This is a genomic window from Prodigiosinella confusarubida, from assembly GCF_002847015.1.
Lineage (GTDB): Bacteria > Pseudomonadota > Gammaproteobacteria > Enterobacterales > Enterobacteriaceae > Prodigiosinella > Prodigiosinella aquatilis.
This window is the reverse complement of record NZ_CP025085.1, coordinates 1,079,841-1,097,114: the sequence shown is the minus strand read 5'-3', so window position 1 is coordinate 1,097,114 and position 17,274 is coordinate 1,079,841. Positions and strand designations below refer to the sequence as shown.

At 53.9% G+C, this 17,274-nt stretch carries 14 protein-coding genes and 1 CRISPR repeat array; of the genes, 2 read left to right on the top strand and 12 right to left on the bottom strand.

Annotated elements, in window-relative coordinates; translation table 11 throughout:
- Nucleotides 1–60: 60 nt before the first annotated feature.
- The 3 genes from CWC46_RS05120 to CWC46_RS05110 all read right to left on the bottom strand — a co-directional run bounded on the left by CWC46_RS05120 (nucleotide 61) and on the right by CWC46_RS05110 (nucleotide 3,583).
- Nucleotides 61–1,002 (bottom strand): ABC transporter permease, encoded by a 942-nt coding sequence (locus CWC46_RS05120; protein ID WP_051391538.1) that lies wholly within the window; start codon nucleotides 1,000–1,002, stop codon nucleotides 61–63.
- Between the two features lie 62 nt (nucleotides 1,003–1,064).
- A complete protein-coding gene (locus tag CWC46_RS05115; protein ID WP_021017335.1) occupies nucleotides 1,065–2,606 on the bottom strand; it encodes an ABC transporter substrate-binding protein in 1,542 nt (513 codons plus the stop codon).
- A gap of 74 nt (nucleotides 2,607–2,680) precedes the next feature.
- A complete protein-coding gene (locus CWC46_RS05110; protein ID WP_021017336.1) occupies nucleotides 2,681–3,583 on the bottom strand; it encodes a homocysteine S-methyltransferase family protein in 903 nt (300 codons plus the stop codon).
- 378 nt (nucleotides 3,584–3,961) lie between these two features.
- Between CWC46_RS05110 and nrdD the strand changes: the two genes are divergently transcribed.
- The gene (gene nrdD / locus CWC46_RS05105; RefSeq protein WP_021017337.1) at nucleotides 3,962–6,100 is read left to right on the top strand and encodes an anaerobic ribonucleoside-triphosphate reductase; all 2,139 of its coding nucleotides are present in this window, start codon (nucleotides 3,962–3,964) and stop codon (nucleotides 6,098–6,100) included.
- Between the two features lie 194 nt (nucleotides 6,101–6,294).
- Nucleotides 6,295–6,759: an anaerobic ribonucleoside-triphosphate reductase-activating protein gene (gene nrdG / locus CWC46_RS05100; protein WP_021017338.1), complete on the top strand. Its 465-nt coding sequence runs from the start codon at nucleotides 6,295–6,297 to the stop codon at nucleotides 6,757–6,759.
- A 4-nt stretch (nucleotides 6,760–6,763) separates the two neighbouring features.
- On the opposite strand, the gene CWC46_RS05095 is transcribed toward nrdG, so the two are convergent.
- The 9 genes from CWC46_RS05095 to casA form a co-directional block, all read right to left on the bottom strand.
- Nucleotides 6,764–7,405 carry a Rossmann-fold NAD(P)-binding domain-containing protein gene (locus tag CWC46_RS05095; protein WP_021017339.1) on the bottom strand — a complete coding sequence of 214 codons (642 nt, stop codon included), beginning with the start codon at nucleotides 7,403–7,405 and terminating at the stop codon, nucleotides 6,764–6,766.
- Between the two features lie 20 nt (nucleotides 7,406–7,425).
- Nucleotides 7,426–7,878, bottom strand: a complete 453-nt coding sequence (locus CWC46_RS05090; protein ID WP_021017340.1) for a YhbP family protein — start codon at nucleotides 7,876–7,878, stop codon at nucleotides 7,426–7,428.
- Between the two features lie 226 nt (nucleotides 7,879–8,104).
- Nucleotides 8,105–11,307: a CRISPR direct-repeat array (repeat unit 29 nt; unit sequence CGGTTTATCCCCGCGGGTGCGGGGAACAC).
- A gap of 84 nt (nucleotides 11,308–11,391) precedes the next feature.
- Nucleotides 11,392–11,685: a type I-E CRISPR-associated endoribonuclease Cas2e gene (cas2e, locus tag CWC46_RS05085; RefSeq protein WP_021013285.1), complete on the bottom strand. Its 294-nt coding sequence runs from the start codon at nucleotides 11,683–11,685 to the stop codon at nucleotides 11,392–11,394.
- Nucleotides 11,682–12,605 (bottom strand): type I-E CRISPR-associated endonuclease Cas1e, encoded by a 924-nt coding sequence (gene cas1e / locus CWC46_RS05080; RefSeq protein WP_021013286.1) that lies wholly within the window; start codon nucleotides 12,603–12,605, stop codon nucleotides 11,682–11,684. Before cas1e ends, cas2e begins: the two co-directional genes overlap by 4 nt.
- A gap of 23 nt (nucleotides 12,606–12,628) precedes the next feature.
- Complete coding sequence (gene cas6e, locus CWC46_RS05075) at nucleotides 12,629–13,276, bottom strand: type I-E CRISPR-associated protein Cas6/Cse3/CasE (RefSeq protein WP_021013287.1); 648 nt, start codon at nucleotides 13,274–13,276, stop codon at nucleotides 12,629–12,631.
- Entirely contained in the window at nucleotides 13,276–14,010 is a 735-nt protein-coding gene (cas5e, locus tag CWC46_RS05070) for a type I-E CRISPR-associated protein Cas5/CasD (RefSeq protein WP_021013288.1), read from the bottom strand. The genes cas6e and cas5e overlap by 1 nt, the downstream gene beginning before the upstream one ends.
- A gap of 11 nt (nucleotides 14,011–14,021) precedes the next feature.
- Nucleotides 14,022–15,080 (bottom strand): type I-E CRISPR-associated protein Cas7/Cse4/CasC, encoded by a 1,059-nt coding sequence (cas7e, locus tag CWC46_RS05065; RefSeq protein WP_021013289.1) that lies wholly within the window; start codon nucleotides 15,078–15,080, stop codon nucleotides 14,022–14,024.
- 2 nt (nucleotides 15,081–15,082) lie between these two features.
- The gene (casB, locus tag CWC46_RS05060; protein ID WP_021013290.1) at nucleotides 15,083–15,706 is read right to left on the bottom strand and encodes a type I-E CRISPR-associated protein Cse2/CasB; all 624 of its coding nucleotides are present in this window, start codon (nucleotides 15,704–15,706) and stop codon (nucleotides 15,083–15,085) included.
- Entirely contained in the window at nucleotides 15,699–17,240 is a 1,542-nt protein-coding gene (casA, locus tag CWC46_RS05055; RefSeq protein ID WP_021013291.1) for a type I-E CRISPR-associated protein Cse1/CasA, read from the bottom strand. Before casA ends, casB begins: the two co-directional genes overlap by 8 nt.
- Nucleotides 17,241–17,274: the final 34 nt, after the last annotated feature.

Here is a 17,274-nt window from a genome sequence, read left to right as displayed (position 1 = left end):
TCCATTACGGTCGATATAACTCTTGTTTGCAGTGTTACGGCTCACGATACAAGGTGAGATTTACTGTCGAGCATGACGTAAACGCGGGTTCGCTATCAACGCCACCACATCCGCCAACAGATTAAGCAAGATATAAATCGCGGCCAGCACCAGCGCACAGCTTTGAATGACCGGCACATCGCGCTTACTGATGCTGTCCACCATATACTGCCCCAGCCCTGGATACACAAACACATTTTCGACAATCACTACGCCGACCATCAGGTAAGCCAGGTTCAGCACGATGACGTTAATGATTGGCCCCCAGGCATTGGGCAGCACGTGACGCAGTAGAATACCGGAAGGCGAGATCCCTTTCAGCAATGCGGTATCAACATACGCCGCATTTTGCGCATTGATCAGCGCCGCACGGGTCATGTTGCTCATATGCCCCAGCACCGCCAGTACCAGCGTAAAACAGGGCAAGACAATGGCCGTCAGCCGTGACGACAAGGACATATCGTCGCTAATACTGCTATTGCTCGGTAACCAGGACAGCATGATGGAAAAAATCAGTATCAGCAGATAACCGGAGAAAAACTCCGGCAACGCCACCGCCGTACGGGTGAACATACTCAGGAGTTGATCCAGCCAACTGTCCTGATAACGCACGGAAAGAAAGCCAATCAGCAATGCCAGCGGCACAGCAATGGCGGCAGTACAACCGGCCAAAAACAGTGTATTCCCCAAACGATAGGCCAGCACTGGCGCAATACTTTGGCGGCTGGTAAAACTGTGACCAAAGTCACCACTGACGATTCCGCCCAACCAGGAGAGATAACGCGAGATCGCAGGTTGATCCAATCCCAGTTGCAGATTCAGCGCTTTCACGGCTTGCGGCGTGGCGGTCTGCCCCAAAATGGCGGTGGCGGCGTTGCCCGGCAACAGTTGAATACCAGCAAAAATCAGCATCGATACCACCACAAGCATCACCATCCCCGCCAGCAGACGACGGCCAATCATCGTCAGCAGCGGGAAACGGGTTCCTAATCGATTACGTACTGTCACGTTGCTCTTACCTATACTCAGGCCAGCCACACTTTTTCTGCTGCGCGATTGCCGCTCAGCGGGAAGCCCGGAATAGCTGTCAGTCCTTGCACTTTATTGCTACAGGCATCAAGCGCATCCGCATACAGCGGGATGATTTCGCTGCCTTTTTCCACCAGCATCACCTGGATATCGTGATACATCTGGCGACGCTTATCTTCATTCAGTTCACCACGCGCGGACGCTACCAGCTGGTCAAACGCTGCGTTCTTCCAGGCCGATTCATTCCACGGTGCCTGGCTAGTGAACACCAGCGACAGCAAAGCATCCGCCGTCGGGCGCATCGACCAGTTGGAAGACACGAAAGGTTTCTTCATCCAGACATTGTCCCAGAACGCATCATCCGGCACACGTTCCACCTGTAATGGAATACCCGCGCGCTGTGCGGAAGCCTGGTACAACTGCCCGGCATCCACCGCGCCGGGGAAACCGGCATCTGCCACCGACAACACCAACGGGCCGCTGAAACCGGCTTTCTGCCAATGCCATTTGGCTTTTTCCGGGTCATATGGGCGCTGCGGAATATCTTTGGCGAAATAACGGTTGGATGGAAAAATCGGGTTATCGTTGGCGACGCTGGCATAACCGCCTAATACGGTATCAATCATCTGTTGCCGATCGATGGCATATTTCAGCGCCAGACGACCATCCAGCGAAGTGAACGGTGCCACATTGCCCAAACCGGGGAAAGTGAAAATCTGACTGTCACGGGAACGCAACAGTTTCAGGTTCGGCATGTGCTCAATACGGCTTACGATGCGTGGATTCACGCGGTTGACTATATGCGCCGAACCACTCACCAACGCGGCGACGCGGGCGGTAGAGTCGTTCATCGCCAGCGTTTCCACCGAATCAACATGGCCGCGTTCGCTGTTCCAGTAATTTGGGTTACGTTTCACCAGGGTGCGTACACCCGGCTGGAAGCTTTCCAGAATAAAGGCCCCCGTCCCGATCCCTTTATCAAAAGATTCGTTTTCCGGTGTGATGGCAAAATGGACATCACTCAGCAGAGAGACAAATTCCACGTTGGGTTCATTCAAGAGGATGGTGACTTCGTGGCTGTCAGTGGCTTCCATCGATGTTACCGGTGTCAGATAGCCTTTCACGGACGAACTGGATTTTTCACCACGATGATGGTTCAGGGAATAAATAACGTCTTTTGCCGTCAGTGTCCGGCCATCATGGAACTGTACACCTTTGCGCAATGTGAGGATCCAGCGACGGCCCCCATCAGCATTGGACCAGGACTCGGCCAGCGATGGCGTGAGTTCGCCTTTCTCATTCAGCTCCACCAGGTTATTAAACAACTGGGAACCGACAAAATACATATAGGTTTCAAACCAGAAAGCCGGATCGAGACGGTCAGTACTGGAGGCATTATCTACGCCGACGATCAGATGGCCGCCTTTCTTCGGCTTATCATTGGATGGTGCAGCAACCGCATGGCCCAGTGGCCAGCCCGCCATCGCAGCAGTAACGGAAACGGCGCAGGCGCCTTTGATAAAATGACGACGATTCATGGTGTTGTGTTTCCTTTATTATCTCATCCTGGTGGGATGTCTGTTTATTATATTTATACGTCAGGCGATGACATTCAGCGCGGCAGCGACTGCGCCAGACGGGCGATGTGTTCTGGCCCGATGCCACAGCAGCCCCCGACCAACGTCGCACCCTGGGCAACCCACTCGGTCGCCCATTGCAGGTAACCTTCCGGGTGCGTATCGACACGCAGGCGGCTTAATCCTTCATTGGCGCCACGGTGATTATCTTCCGGTTCGAACGCATTAGCATACACACCAATACCGATAGTGGATTGCTGTTGGCGTAACGCCGTACTGGCTTGAGCGACTGCCGGAGCCATCACTTCCGGACGGCTGCAATTGAACAGTAAGTTGGCGGCACCCAGTTTAATGGCGGTTTCTGCCGCGGCGGTAACGGTTTCACCAGAACGCAATCGGGCATGGCCTTGCTCGTCAAGGTCATCCTGCAAGGTGAAAGAAATCCACAATTCACGCTGATCATCGCCCAACAGTTCACGCACCAGCGCCACTTCCGCCAGCGAACTCTGGGTTTCAGCCAGCCATACGTCAATATAAGGGGTTAGCGCGTCGATCAATACTCGCAGAATTGGCGTCGCCGCTTCAGCATCAAACAAATCCGGACGATAAGACCCCAGTACCGGCGGCAGTGAACCGGCAACCCGTACCGGGTGTGGGGCGGCATCGGCGGCCTGACGAGCCAGTTGTCCCGCCAGCGCGGCCAGTTCGTGACCGCGGGCCTGAAAAACCGCATCACCGATATGAAAAGGCACGACGGCATAGCTATTAGTAGTGATGACCTGTGCACCGGCGGCGATAAAGCTGTCATGTACCTGCCGCACATGCTGTGGTGATTCCATCAGTGCCAGCGCCGACCACTCCGGTTGACGAAACGGCGCACCGATACGGGCCAGTTCACGCCCCATGCCACCATCCAGAATCAGTACGTTTTCTGCCATCGTCATTTTCCTTAGTAAATGAACCTGAAAAAGATATCCCGCCACCTTACAAAAAATACATCTGGATGTCTAGATGCCTTGATAGCCAAAAATGTGACATGCTGTAATCCCTTATCCATCAGGGATATCCAGCGCCAAACGCCACTTTGCCTACTATTTGTACAAGGCTGCATTATCTACTACATCTGCTTTTCTTTGCTCTACATCAATTAAGCAGCAATAAAAGCGTGAAGATTACTACGCAAATTCAATATATAGTGTCTATCCTATTAACAGAGCCCATATGTAGTGTTTATCCACAAAAGCATCCACAGACCCTTAATACCTTTTGCTAACGGCTGTTCTCGCCTGTGGATAACATGAACAGAGGAAAAAAACGTGAAACCAGTAGTGATTAAACGGGATGGTTGCCAGGTTCCCTTTGATGAAAACCGTATCAGAGAAGCGGTGGAACGTGCAGCCCACGCCGCCGGTGTGAATGATGCGGATTACTGTGCAACCGTCGCCTGTGCAGTCGCTCAACAAATGCAGGGAAAAGCCAAGGTTGAGATTGGTGAAATCCAGAACGTAGTGGAAAACCTGTTGATGTCAGGTAACTACAAACAACTGGCCCGTACCTATATCGAGTACCGTCATGACCGTGATGTCGCACGTGAACGACAGGGGCGACTAAATCAGGAAATCCGTGGTTTGGTCGAGCAAAGCAACGTCGCGCTGCTCAACGAAAACGCCAATAAAGACAGTAAGGTGATCCCGACCCAACGCGATCTACTGGCCGGAATTGTCGCTAAACACTACGCCAAACAGCACATTCTGCCGCGTGACGTCGTGCTGGCGCACGAACGCGGTGAAATTCACTATCACGACCTGGATTATTCGCCGTTCTTCCCAATGTTCAACTGCATGCTGATCGATCTGAACGGTATGCTGACCAAAGGCTTCAAAATGGGGAACGCGGAAATCGAGCCGCCTAAATCGATTTCTACCGCTACTGCCGTCACGGCGCAAATCATCGCCCAGGTCGCCAGCCACATCTATGGCGGCACGACTATTAACCGTATTGATGAAATCCTGGCGCCATTTGTCACGTCCAGCCATAAAAAACATCAGGACGTTGCCAAAGCGTGGAATATTCCCAACGCCGAAGAGTATGCCCGCAACCGGACGGAAAAAGAGTGCTACGACGCATTCCAGTCACTGGAATACGAGGTCAATACCTTACATACCGCCAATGGCCAGACACCGTTTGTTACCTTCGGTTTCGGGCTGGGCACCAGTTGGCAATCCCGGCTGATTCAGCAATCCATTCTGCGCAACCGTATCGCCGGTCTGGGTAAAAACCGCAAAACCGCCGTGTTCCCGAAACTGGTGTTTGCCATCCGTAAAGGGCTCAATCATAAGCCGGGCGACCCAAATTATGATGTCAAACAACTGGCGCTGGAGTGTGCCAGCAAACGTATGTACCCGGATATTCTGAATTACGATCAGGTTGTGGAAGTCACCGGCTCGTTCAAAACCCCGATGGGCTGTCGCAGCTTCCTCGGCGTGTATGAAGAAAATGGCCAGCAAATCCACGACGGCCGTAACAACCTCGGTGTTATCAGCCTTAATCTGCCGCGTATCGCACTGGAAGCCCACCGGGATGAAGCCCGTTTCTGGCAGCTGCTTGACCAACGTTTGCTGCTGGCGAAGAAAGCCCTGATGACCCGAATCGCCCGACTGGAAAATGTCAAGGCACGGGTTGCACCGATCCTGTATATGGAAGGTGCTTGCGGCGTACGCCTGAAAGCGGACGACAACATCGCCGATATCTTCAAAAATGGCCGAGCCTCCATCTCGCTGGGTTACATCGGGGTGCATGAAACCATCAATGCCCTGTTCGGCAATGAAGTTCATGTGTTCGACAACGATATGCTGCGAGAAAAAGCCGTGGCTATCGTTGCCCGTCTGAAAGCTGCCACCGACAGCTGGAAAGAAGAAACCGGCTACGGTTTTAGTCTGTACAGTACGCCAAGCGAAAACCTGTGCGACCGCTTCTGCCGTCTGGATACCGCTGAATTTGGCGTTGTGCCCGGCGTTACCGACAAAGGCTACTACACCAATAGCTTCCATCTGGATGTGGAAAAGAAGGTTAACCCCTACGAAAAAATCGACTTTGAAGCGCCTTATCCGCCGCTGACGAATGGTGGTTTCATCTGTTACGGTGAATATCCTAACCTGCAACACAATCTGAAAGCGCTGGAGGATGTGTGGGATTACAGTTATACCCACGTGCCTTATTACGGCACCAACACGCCAATTGATGAATGCTACGAGTGTGGTTACACCGGCGAGTTTGATTGTACCAGCAAGGGTTTCACCTGCCCGAAATGTGGTAACCACGACCCTGCGCGCGTATCGGTAATCCGTCGGGTATGCGGCTATCTGGGTAGCCCGGATGCCCGGCCGTTTAACGCCGGCAAGCAAGAAGAAGTTAAACGCCGGGTGAAACATCTGAACAATGGGCAGTTGGGTTAACGGGGATTCATTATCTCAGTGGTCGGGCGCGCCGTCGACTGACCACACCCCGGATATCATCCCCGCGCAAGCGGGGATCCATGCCAAGTCCCCATATCCGACGCCGATGGATTCCTGTTCGCACTGGCATGAAAACAGACACAACACATCCACTCATGGCCGTGATATAGCGGCCCTTTATACGGTACAACGTCGTGAACTATCACCAGTATTACCCCGTTGATGTAGTCAATGGTCCCGGTACACGCTGTACGCTGTTTGTTGCCGGATGTGAGCACCAATGCCCCGGCTGCTACAATAAAAGCACCTGGCGGCTGAACTCCGGGAATCCGTTCACCCAGGAAATACAAGACCGCATTATCGCCGACCTACAGGATACCGTCATCCCCCGTCAAGGCATTTCCCTTTCAGGCGGCGACCCGCTGCATCCACAGAACGTGCCAGCCATTCTGCAACTGGTACAACGTATCCGGGCCGAATGTCCGGGTAAAGATATCTGGGTGTGGACCGGTTATGTACTGGCAGAACTGACGCCGGAACAGCGTCAGGTAGTCGATTTAATCAACGTGCTGGTGGATGGCAAATTTGTACAGGATTTAAAAGACCCATCACTTATCTGGCACGGCAGCAGCAATCAGGTGATCCATCATCTGCGTTAAGCCATTATGGTTGGGCTAATCGCAGCAACTGTTGTGACGTCAATACCGATACGTTTTCGGACTCTGGCGGCGAAAAGGCCTGATTCAGCAATGCCTGAGCCACGGTTTTTCCTTCAATTGCCCGCCAGCTCGCAGGCAGGTACTTGAACAGCGGGGCTGAGAGTGACTCCAGCCAGCGCCGTTGTGGCCGTAGTCCCAGCAACATCGAAGGACGCGCCAACGTTAAACGCGGCCAATCTTGTTGCATCAATGCCTGTTCAGTTTCACCTTTTACCCGCGAATAGAAAAATGGCGACGACAGGTCAGCACTCATCGCGCTGACTGCCAGCAGATGGCTGGCACCCAATCGCCGCGCAACACCGGCGCATTCCACTACCAATGAATAATCCACTGCGCGAAACGCCTGCCGACTGCCAGCCTGTTTACGGGTAGTGCCCAGACAACAAAAGGCGATATCCACCGGTTCCGTCAGTTGGGAAAGCGCCATCGGTAAATTAACCGCACATGGATTCACCACCTTTACGGCAGGCGATAAAGGATGACGAGTCGGTGCATAAATCACCTCGACACGCGCATCCATCATCAATAAGCGCAGCAGTTCACTACCGACCAGCCCTGTTGCGCCAAGCAGCAGAATCCGACTCATACAGCTCCATTAACCAGAAACTAATGTGGCAGGGCCATTTCGCGCCGTTGCCAGAGATGCTTTTTCCCAAAGCCCAGAGCGTTGTCAGTCATTTTCATTTCGTTTAGCGACAATTTCCAAACAGGTGCATTACTTCCACGAGAAATAGGGAACCGCGTATTGTAGCGACTACGTGCATCAGCGTCTTCCTGACCTTCTAACAAGGCTATTTCCCCTAAAAATTGCACACCTTTAATCAGCAGTACACTCTTGGGTTGGCCATTAACCGTACCCGCCACCCGAGGATGCCTCAGCATCATTTCACCGTGTCTGGTATTCGCTTCCGTCATCAGATAAAACGCCACCTGACGTTCATCAAACGTATAAAAACAGTTGGCGCACCACAAATCATCACCACTGCCGACACACAACGTCAACACATGCAGTTTTTTAAGATAACGAGAAATCACTCCCAGAATATTGTCTGCTTCCACGGTCCCTCCCCGGCTCAACAACATCAGTCCACTGTTAGTGCTACGGTAATCAGTATTGCGATCGGAACTGCACATCATGCCACTTTCTGAACGAAATAAAGACAGTCAAAGCAAATTAACGTGCTCCATAACCGATAAAGAATGGAAAATACGGTAACTATTTATTACAAAAATAAAGCTATTGTCCCTGCGGGGTACAGGAGACTACATAACACTGACAGAGGATCCAGTTATCCCCGCGGGTGCGGGGAACACGAAAAGTGTTATTTTCTCCTTTACCTTTGTTACGGTTTATCCCCGCGGGTGCGGGGAACACGCCGCCACGCTTTTGGCCTGAATTTCGGCCATCGGTTTATCCCCGCGGGTGCGGGGAACACAACCGCGCCCAATTTTATTTTTTGGACGTACTCGGTTTATCCCCGCGGATGCGGGGAACACGGGAGAATGGTGAAAAAGTTCCTGGTTGGTGGCGGTTTATCCCCGCGGGTGCGGGGAACACTCCAGCTGACGCTCAGGCTGACGAGCAGCAAGCGGTTTATCCCCGCAGGTGCGGGGAACACTAGTGCGACTTCAACAAAGCGGATACCCAAACCGGTTTATCCCCGCGGGTGCGGGGAACACATGTTGCTCAGGACACTGGCTACGTCCTGATTCGGTTTATCCCCGCGGGTGCGGGGAACACCGCCAGAGCATGTAATCATTACGCCATTGCGACGGTTTATCCCCGCGGGTGCGGGGAACACTGCGGCAACTACCGGTGATACAGTTCTGTTCTACGGTTTATCCCCGCGGGTGCGGGGAACACTTCAACCAGATGAGCCGCCAGGAACGCCGGGCCGGTTTATCCCCGCGGGTGCGGGGAACACGGTTAACGCGCAGGCCACATTAGATAAAGAAGCGGTTTATCCCCGCGGGTGCGGGGAACACCCTCTGTCCCACAGATGATTGGGTATGCCGTGCGGTTTATCCCCGCGGGTGCGGGGAACACGGTTTCAACTGGTCAATCAAGAATTTCACCAGCGGTTTATCCCCGCGGGTGCGGGGAACACGGGGTTAACAACTTGAGAATTGGGCTCAGAATCGGTTTATCCCCGCGGGTGCGGGGAACACGCTCGCACTGGGTCGGTGCGCGAAGTTGGAACCGGTTTATCCCCGCGGGTGCGGGGAACACGTTGGCTGGCTCGTGACGATATACAAATTCACCGGTTTATCCCCGCGGGTGCGGGGAACACTCAACAACGTCAGTAAGCACGTTACCGGTAAGCGGTTTATCCCCGCGGGTGCGGGGAACACTAACCCCACCCCTGATGCTGCTGACGCATTTGCGGTTTATCCCCGCGGGTGCGGGGAACACTCTAAGTCGCGCTGACACACACCGGCATCATACGGTTTATCCCCGCGGGTGCGGGGAACACAATACTGATACGCCAAAAGATTCAAAGGCAGACGGTTTATCCCCGCGGGTGCGGGGAACACTAAGATCCAAGCCGATGCATTGGTAGCTCGGGCGGTTTATCCCCGCGGGTGCGGGGAACACTTTCACCGCACCATGATGGCTCCATGAATATGCGGTTTATCCCCGCGGGTGCGGGGAACACTGCACTGAATGTTCGATATCATTACAAATACTCGGTTTATCCCCGCGGGTGCGGGGAACACTCCAACAGTACGCATAAGGGAATCCATGTTGACGGTTTATCCCCGCGGGTGCGGGGAACACGTCATCGTTGAGTGTGTAAGTAGGCCAGACATCGGTTTATCCCCGCGGGTGCGGGGAACACAAAAAGCCCCGCGAGGTGCTTTGTGCTTTATACGGTTTATCCCCGCGGGTGCGGGGAACACAACGTGCCGTTTGGCAAGTATAAAAGCGTCTACGGTTTATCCCCGCGGGTGCGGGGAACACTTGATATTGTTTTGTTATGGACATCGGCATTGCGGTTTATCCCCGCGGGTGCGGGGAACACATGATATGTTTTGGCATGAGCAGATATTCTGCCGGTTTATCCCCGCGGGTGCGGGGAACACAGATTACATGCGTGTGCCACCGGTTTGAAGCGCGGTTTATCCCCGCGGGTGCGGGGAACACAGCCGCGCCGGTGTGGTCTTCACGCCGCAATACGGTTTATCCCCGCGGGTGCGGGGAACACTTGTGCGCCAGATGACGTCTCTTTTGTCGATGCGGTTTATCCCCGCGGGTGCGGGGAACACGTGAGATCCCTTTTATATATTGAGCGAATTGACGGTTTATCCCCGCGGGTGCGGGGAACACTCAGTCTGTAGTTGATAAAAAGACACCTTCCTCGGTTTATCCCCGCGGGTGCGGGGAACACTGTTGCTGTCGCCTCTAGTCCAGAGCGGGTATCGGTTTATCCCCGCGGGTGCGGGGAACACTTTTTATTTACCAATGGTAATCTCATACCACGCGGTTTATCCCCGCGGGTGCGGGGAACACCCATGCTGGGATGTATTTTAGGATTCCTTTTTCGGTTTATCCCCGCGGGTGCGGGGAACACCATCTTTTACTTCAATATGAACACGATCATTACGGTTTATCCCCGCGGGTGCGGGGAACACTATAATTAGCGCGCCTGTAATCGCTCTCACCGCGGTTTATCCCCGCGGGTGCGGGGAACACTGCAGGCTTCTACTTATGAGAATATTCAATATCGGTTTATCCCCGCGGGTGCGGGGAACACGACTCCAATTTCAGCGTTAGGAGATGGATTTTCGGTTTATCCCCGCGGGTGCGGGGAACACGATGACACCATCTATTTCACAGATAAATGGGTCGGTTTATCCCCGCGGGTGCGGGGAACACGTCATCCTCAAAAAGTATTGTCCAAATCACACCGGTTTATCCCCGCGGGTGCGGGGAACACACTTTTGAGCTTATCAGAAATAATCGCCGCTGCGGTTTATCCCCGCGGGTGCGGGGAACACTGCACCGTTCCATTTGCTGTTACGGTAGCCCGCCGGTTTATCCCCGCGGGTGCGGGGAACACAATGGGATTATGAGTATCGCGATGCATGAGCACGGTTTATCCCCGCGGGTGCGGGGAACACGGCGCTACTAAACTAGACGTTCTGAATAACTCCGGTTTATCCCCGCGGGTGCGGGGAACACGTATTCATGACCGCGTTTGCAATTGCAAACGCCGGTTTATCCCCGCGGGTGCGGGGAACACAACGGCAGCAATGACGCTAAACACGTAATCATCGGTTTATCCCCGCGGGTGCGGGGAACACGTCTCGCGAACAGGCTGAGGATTTAACGATGACGGTTTATCCCCGCGGGTGCGGGGAACACGCTGTTAAGTCAGCAGGCGTTTAGTCGTTTTGTGGTTTATCCCCGCGGGTGCGGGGAACACGCCACAGATTTTGCTGGTCCTGCAATTGTTTACGGTTTATCCCCGCGGGTGCGGGGAACACTCTAAAAATATATACCTGTTTTATAAGGAATTTTCTAGTCTTAAAAAATCCACCAATTTTTCCTGCTTGTTAAAGAACACTAACTTATTGATTTTCAATGGGGTGAAAAGAGACTAACCGCAGTCCATCCAGATCCACCGGCATTCGGCGGTTTTCGCCCCAGGTCTGGAACTCGAAACCAGATTCCGTATTGGTCGCCCACGCCATCACCACATTCCCTTGTTCGGCCAGTTCCACAATCTGTTGCCAGATCATTTCCCGTATACGCCGCGAAGTTTCACCCACATAGACACCAGCACGAACTTCCAACAACCATATCGCCAGCCGACCACGCAGACGCGGCGGCACATTTTCCGTCACGACCACCAACATACTCATCCGCCGCTCCCACGGTGACCGACATCACCGAATGGCGCAGGCTCAGGAATAGCTGGAGGTTGTGCGTCAGCAGGCGGTTGCGGCGGCTCTATTTCTCCGGCCGCCAACACCGCTTCAATCAACGGAATAAGTTTACCCAGCGTATTCTGGCTGCGGAAAATATCCCGGCAGGCAAGACGCACCTCCCGATCCGGTTCCACAGGGTTACGCGCCGCAATTTCAAAAGCTTTGGGCACCACACCGTCAAACTTGATGATGTCGGCAATGTCATAGACAAACGACAGCGGTTTGCCACTGTGAACAAAACCAATGGCCGGGGCATAACCTGCCGCCAACACCGCTGCTTCCGTAATACCGTACAGGCAGGATGTGGCAGCGCTGATGCATTGGTTCACCTTGTCGCCCCGTTCCCAATCTTTAGGATCGTAACGTCGGCCATTCCACTTCACGCCGTACTGTTGCGCCAACAGTGTGTAGGTCTGGCGCACCCGCGCACCTTCAATACCGCGCAATTGTTCCACCGAACGGCGACTGGGTGCCGGTTCACCAAAGCGTAATTCAAACATTTTGCGAACCACTTTAAGACGCAACTCGTCATCTAGCGCCAAGCGCGCCTGATACAGTAATCGGTCGGATCGAGCACCGCCGGGTTGCCCGGCAGCGTACAAACGGACTCCCGCTTCCCCGACCCACACCAACAGCGTCCCCACTGTCGCCGCCAACCGTATCGCGGCATGAGAAACCCGTGTGCCGGGTTCCAGCATAATGCAGGCCACCGACCCCACTGGAATATGAGTACGGATGCCGGTTTTATCCACCAGCACAAAGGCACCATCAATCACATCTATCTGACCATATTGCAGAAAGATCATGGAGGTCCGATCTTTCAACGGAATCGGATTTAGCGGAACATAAACCATCTCTGCCTCCGGTGATTGTTTTGTCAGGCACGCCTGAGTAATAGCAGACCACAACCCAGCGCTTTACTTTTCCCCAACCCCTGCTGCACCGCCGTCATAAAGCGGCTAACATCAGTAATGCGCAACAGGCCGTCAAAATCTACGCTGCTGAACTGAATAGCATTTTCCTGTCCCGGCTTATACAGCCGATGTCGCTGGTAACCATCCACTCGGCAAGCCGCCACTGTAAACCCCCTTTGCTCACCCTGCTGTTGCAGCCACTGGGTCGCCGCATCCTGCTGATGCCGCCACAGCGCATCACCACTGACACCCTGCTGTCTGGCACGCTGTTTGGCATCCATCAGCACATCGCTGCGCTGACGCTGGCGCATCACCACCGGGTTGGCGCGCAGTGAAAATTGCAGCGCCATTTCATCCCGTAGTTGCGGCTGGTAGGGTTTGGTTTCTACACGGAACAGATTGTGATCCTGACGAGGCGCCTGTTGGGAAAGCAGATAAAATTGATTGCCTGACCCCAGCGTTTCTTCCCGAAACAGGAAATGACGCGTTTCATCCTGCGGGAACAATTGCCACAACCACTGGTGACTGGCATAACCACCCGCATACTGACGCTTTTGCGCCATCACCGCGGGCAACGCCGCCAGTTGTAAGGTTACTCGGGAAAAAAACATCACTTTTCCCCCTTCCAGGTGCCGCTATACTGCCTGCGAGTTGTAAACTGCCAACGCCTGCGACTAAGCGGCTGGTCGCCACGCAGAACACGAGATAGCACCGGCATACCGCTGTCATCATCCTGTTCCCAATAGCAAAGGCCGGTAGGGTGATTGAGCCGTTGCAGGTCTTCATCGTTGAGCAACGTGGTATTACTGGCCTGCTGCCAGATATCCGCCAGTGTTCCGCTAAAGAGATGGGGTGCCAGCGGCAATGCCAGAGGGCAACTTTTACGCCCCAGATAGAGTGTAAATACCGGTTCACGCAGGGCATCAGCCAGTTGATGCAGCGAATAGGGTGCGTCGGGCGTTTCACTGACCGCGATATGGTAATACGCATCGCAACGATACTCGCGGGTGGTCAGCATCGTTTCCAGTGATTGCCCGGCGTCCGGCAACAACTCATCCCGCCGGGTTCGGCGGATACGTTTACGATCTTCCTTCGGCATCTGTACCGTATGATAATCACGCAACCAACCTTCACAACCGGATAAGGGTCGAACAGCAAAACGGTAATGCTGATTAAACTGCACCAGACGCTCCTCTTCATCACGTCGAATGCCCAATGCGGCGGCCAGCAACCCCAACAGGGCGGAACGGCTGGGGATGGGGGAAGTATGTCGCACTTCCCCCACCGCCGGTTCACCCCATGACACCAGCGGTGCATAGAGTTGAAATACCAGATAGTGAGTCATCTGTCTCTCCCTTACTGCGCGATAAAGTCCATCAGTTCAGCCAGGCTGCCGGTGCCGGACTCCACGTTCATCACCGTCTGTTCCAGGCTACTGGCCCCATAGGCGCGATCAAATTTCGCCTTCTGATTTTCCAGTACCGTAATGGCATCGACCAATTGGCTCTGGCTACGGATCGGCGTGAAGTACGCCACTGATAGCGCCCGTGGCTGCTGTGTACCTCGTTCCGCTAGCGCATAAGAGGCATAGGCACGGGAGGCAAAGCTGTTCTGCTTACCTGTGGGAGAAACCGTCAATGCCGTTTCCGTCAATGCCCGCAAAGTCCGCTGTAGCAGCGCGTCGTCATTGCCGAGATTTGCCAGCAGTAGATCACGATTGATGCAGATGTATTGATAGAACAGCGATGAGGCAAAACCCTGTTCGCCCATATGACCCGAACCGGCATCTTCATCATTATTGAGGTCGTCCACGGCAGTGAAGAAATCATCCTCCACCGTAACGGCACTGACGCCGAGCGCATGCGCCACCTGACACGCGGCCTCAATATTGAATGCCGGGCTGGAGGCCAGCATCCGCCCAAATAAAGCGATATCCGCACTGGCGATATCTTTACGCAACAATTTAAGTTCTTCAGCGGTAGGCTCGCGGTTCTCTGCAACCAACGTGTTCACCAGCGCATCCACCAGCGCCCGTTCCCGCACACTGACATGGGCCAACTGTTCAATGTCATATTTCTCCAGTGGGTTTTTACTCTCTTTCTCCTCTTTTTTAGCTTTACCAAACTGGGCTGCCATACCAAGTGCCGCTTTATCGGCCAGTTTTTCCGCCATCCCACCCGCAATCAACGCTTTATACACTTCCTGCCCCAAACGACGAGTACGTTGGCCAATATGTCCGGTCAATGCGGATTCAAACACTTCAGACGTTCGCCAGGCGCGTTTCAGGCTTTGGGAAGAGACGCGTAAGCGTTCTACTCCCCCCACGATAGCCGTTTTGGGTCGTCCGGCGTCATCACGGTTCAGGTTGGCGGGCGCGTAAGCGGTTAAAAAATGGAGCTGGATAAAAGTGGTCATGATTATTCCTTATCTGAAATCGCGGCTGTCGTTTCGTCTATTACGGAAGTTTGTGTTGCCTGGCCGTATTCGCAGGCCCAGCGCACTGCATTGCGTTTAAAAGGATCGATGCCGGGGGCTTCGTTATGCTGTCGCGCCTGCCACTCTGCCATCCACAGGAAAATGCCATCCGCCAATGACGGCAGATTCACACCTTTCTCACCACGGATTTTCACTGCACGGATCAGCAAGCGACAGAACTCTTCTGGTGAGGTGACACGCTGTAAACGTTCAAAACGCAGCGTTGATAAGTAAGTACGATCCGTCCCTTTAATTTTTTCCCCTAACTGAGCGGCAAAACTTTTCTCACGGTTATTACCCTCCGCATGGGCGGCCACGGCAGTAAACACCGCCAGCGCCAGCAGACGGGTTTCACTGTCACCCAGTAAATCCGGCAGCATATTGGCCAGACGGCGAAAACCAGCACAGGTCAGCGCGCCGTAAGGCGGCAGTGTGCGCCGCAATTCTGCCCGCTCGGCGCGACCATTGTGGCTTTCGTTATGGCGGTTTTGCAGATTATCGAACCACGTATTGATACGGGTCGCCATCAGGTTTTTCACTATCAGCAGTGTTGCGGTATTACCCATTCTGAGCCTCCATGTTCTCTGGCTGCATTTGCTTAATCAGTTTGGCAATTTTTTGACTGTAAAAGAATTTCACCATTTTGTTGCGTGCGCCTACTGCCCGCAGTAAATCGCCCTGTTGATCCGGGTTGCCAAAGGTAAGACGATCATAGGTGCCGAGCAGATAGAGATACAGCGCGTGCTGCCACTGTCTGAGCGCTTCCGCTGCCGGTTGACCGTTAACCAGATTCTGATACAGCCGGACAAAAAACTGCTCGGTTTCCTGCCAGAATGCCACATCAATAAAGCTGAAATCCCCGCCCACATCTTTCGGGCGATCAAACCAGGCCTCTTTTACCGACTGACGCAATAGCGTCTGCGTATCGGTCGCCAGTTCAATAGCTGATGGTAGATAATCGCGGATTTCCGTGCTGGCACCTTCCAGTAAGGGAACATGGTGCTCATACCAACAACGGGCTTTCATGTTGTCCATATCGTAGCCAAAACACCACACCCCGACTTTTCTGCGCAAACATTTGTAACCGTGATTTTTCTGCACCACTCTGGCCGGGATCGTGACGTTATTACGATCTTCATTGCCCAGCACCACGCCCAGCCAGTCGCGGTACACCAGTCCTCCCGGCTGACCCTTCACGGACAGCAGCAATCCATCTTTTAGCGATTGGCGGTACGGCGTTAGCGGGTGCTGCCAACTGTCGTACTGAACACCGTAATTTTTTGTACGGTAGTGGGTCAGTAACGACGCTGACACCGTGCCACACAGATCGCACTTCCCAGCCTGTGACTGGCTGAAATCGATTTCAATGCGCCGAGGCATTCCCCAGTACGCCTGTAGCTCATCGGCGTTTTCCGGCGTCACTTTGTCTTTATCCCCTTCACTGGTGTGGGTAGCCGCCAACCACGGGAATACCGCTGACGAGCAACCGGAACGGGGGATCACCGTTTGTGTCATCACATTCATCCACAGTTTGCGCCACAGAGGCTGATGGTTATCCGTCGGCATCAGCAGCGTGGTGATCGGCCCACCACCGCGCATCCCGGTACGATGCCCCACGCCGCCGGAAGGAGAATTGGTTTGTAAGGTATAGAGCGCCATCGCAGTGCAATGCGGGCAAATGGCTTTGACCGTGCCACGCTTGATGAAATGATCTTTATTCAGCTTGAGAGTATTACCACCGGGAGCCTCAATCAGCAGGCCGGAGATCGGCATTGGATCGCTGTCAAGTGAGGAGAAATCCTGTAAAAATGCCGGCTTTTGCGGCCCAAACTGCATGGCGGGCGCCAATGAAGTTAACGCCGCCTGCCAGCCCTCTCCCAGCCCGTTATCCCACACCTCCTGCCACGCCTCTTCATCTTGCGGTGAATAGGCAGTTTGCAGCAGGCCAATCAGCAACTGATAGGCTGCGCCCTGGAAATCCGCACGCGGCCAGTCAAGATCAATCACCTGATCGTCAGTTAACTGTCGGGGAGAAATCTGGTCCTGACGCCCATCGGCACGGATAACCGGTAACCACGGCGCTTCAATCAATGAAAACATGGATCTATCTCCTCAGTTACACCTCGTCCGTGAG

Excerpts from the sequence above, each read along its gene's own strand:
- casB (WP_021013290.1), bottom strand. The coding sequence starts at position 15,706 with ATGGGTAATACCGCAACACTGCTGATAGTGAAAAACCTGATGGCGACC.
- cas5e (WP_021013288.1), bottom strand. The coding sequence starts at position 14,010 with ATGACTCACTATCTGGTATTTCAACTCTATGCACCGCTGGTGTCATGG.
- cas7e (WP_021013289.1), bottom strand. The coding sequence starts at position 15,080 with ATGACCACTTTTATCCAGCTCCATTTTTTAACCGCTTACGCGCCCGCC.
- CWC46_RS05120 (WP_051391538.1), bottom strand. The coding sequence starts at position 1,002 with ATGATTGGCCGTCGTCTGCTGGCGGGGATGGTGATGCTTGTGGTGGTA.
- cas1e (WP_021013286.1), bottom strand. The coding sequence starts at position 12,605 with ATGGTTTATGTTCCGCTAAATCCGATTCCGTTGAAAGATCGGACCTCC.
- CWC46_RS05095 (WP_021017339.1), bottom strand. The coding sequence starts at position 7,405 with ATGAGTCGGATTCTGCTGCTTGGCGCAACAGGGCTGGTCGGTAGTGAA.
- cas2e (WP_021013285.1), bottom strand. The coding sequence starts at position 11,685 with ATGAGTATGTTGGTGGTCGTGACGGAAAATGTGCCGCCGCGTCTGCGT.
- CWC46_RS05110 (WP_021017336.1), bottom strand. The coding sequence starts at position 3,583 with ATGGCAGAAAACGTACTGATTCTGGATGGTGGCATGGGGCGTGAACTG.
- casA (WP_021013291.1), bottom strand. The coding sequence starts at position 17,240 with ATGTTTTCATTGATTGAAGCGCCGTGGTTACCGGTTATCCGTGCCGAT.
- CWC46_RS05115 (WP_021017335.1), bottom strand. The coding sequence starts at position 2,606 with ATGAATCGTCGTCATTTTATCAAAGGCGCCTGCGCCGTTTCCGTTACT.
- cas6e (WP_021013287.1), bottom strand. The coding sequence starts at position 13,276 with ATGTTTTTTTCCCGAGTAACCTTACAACTGGCGGCGTTGCCCGCGGTG.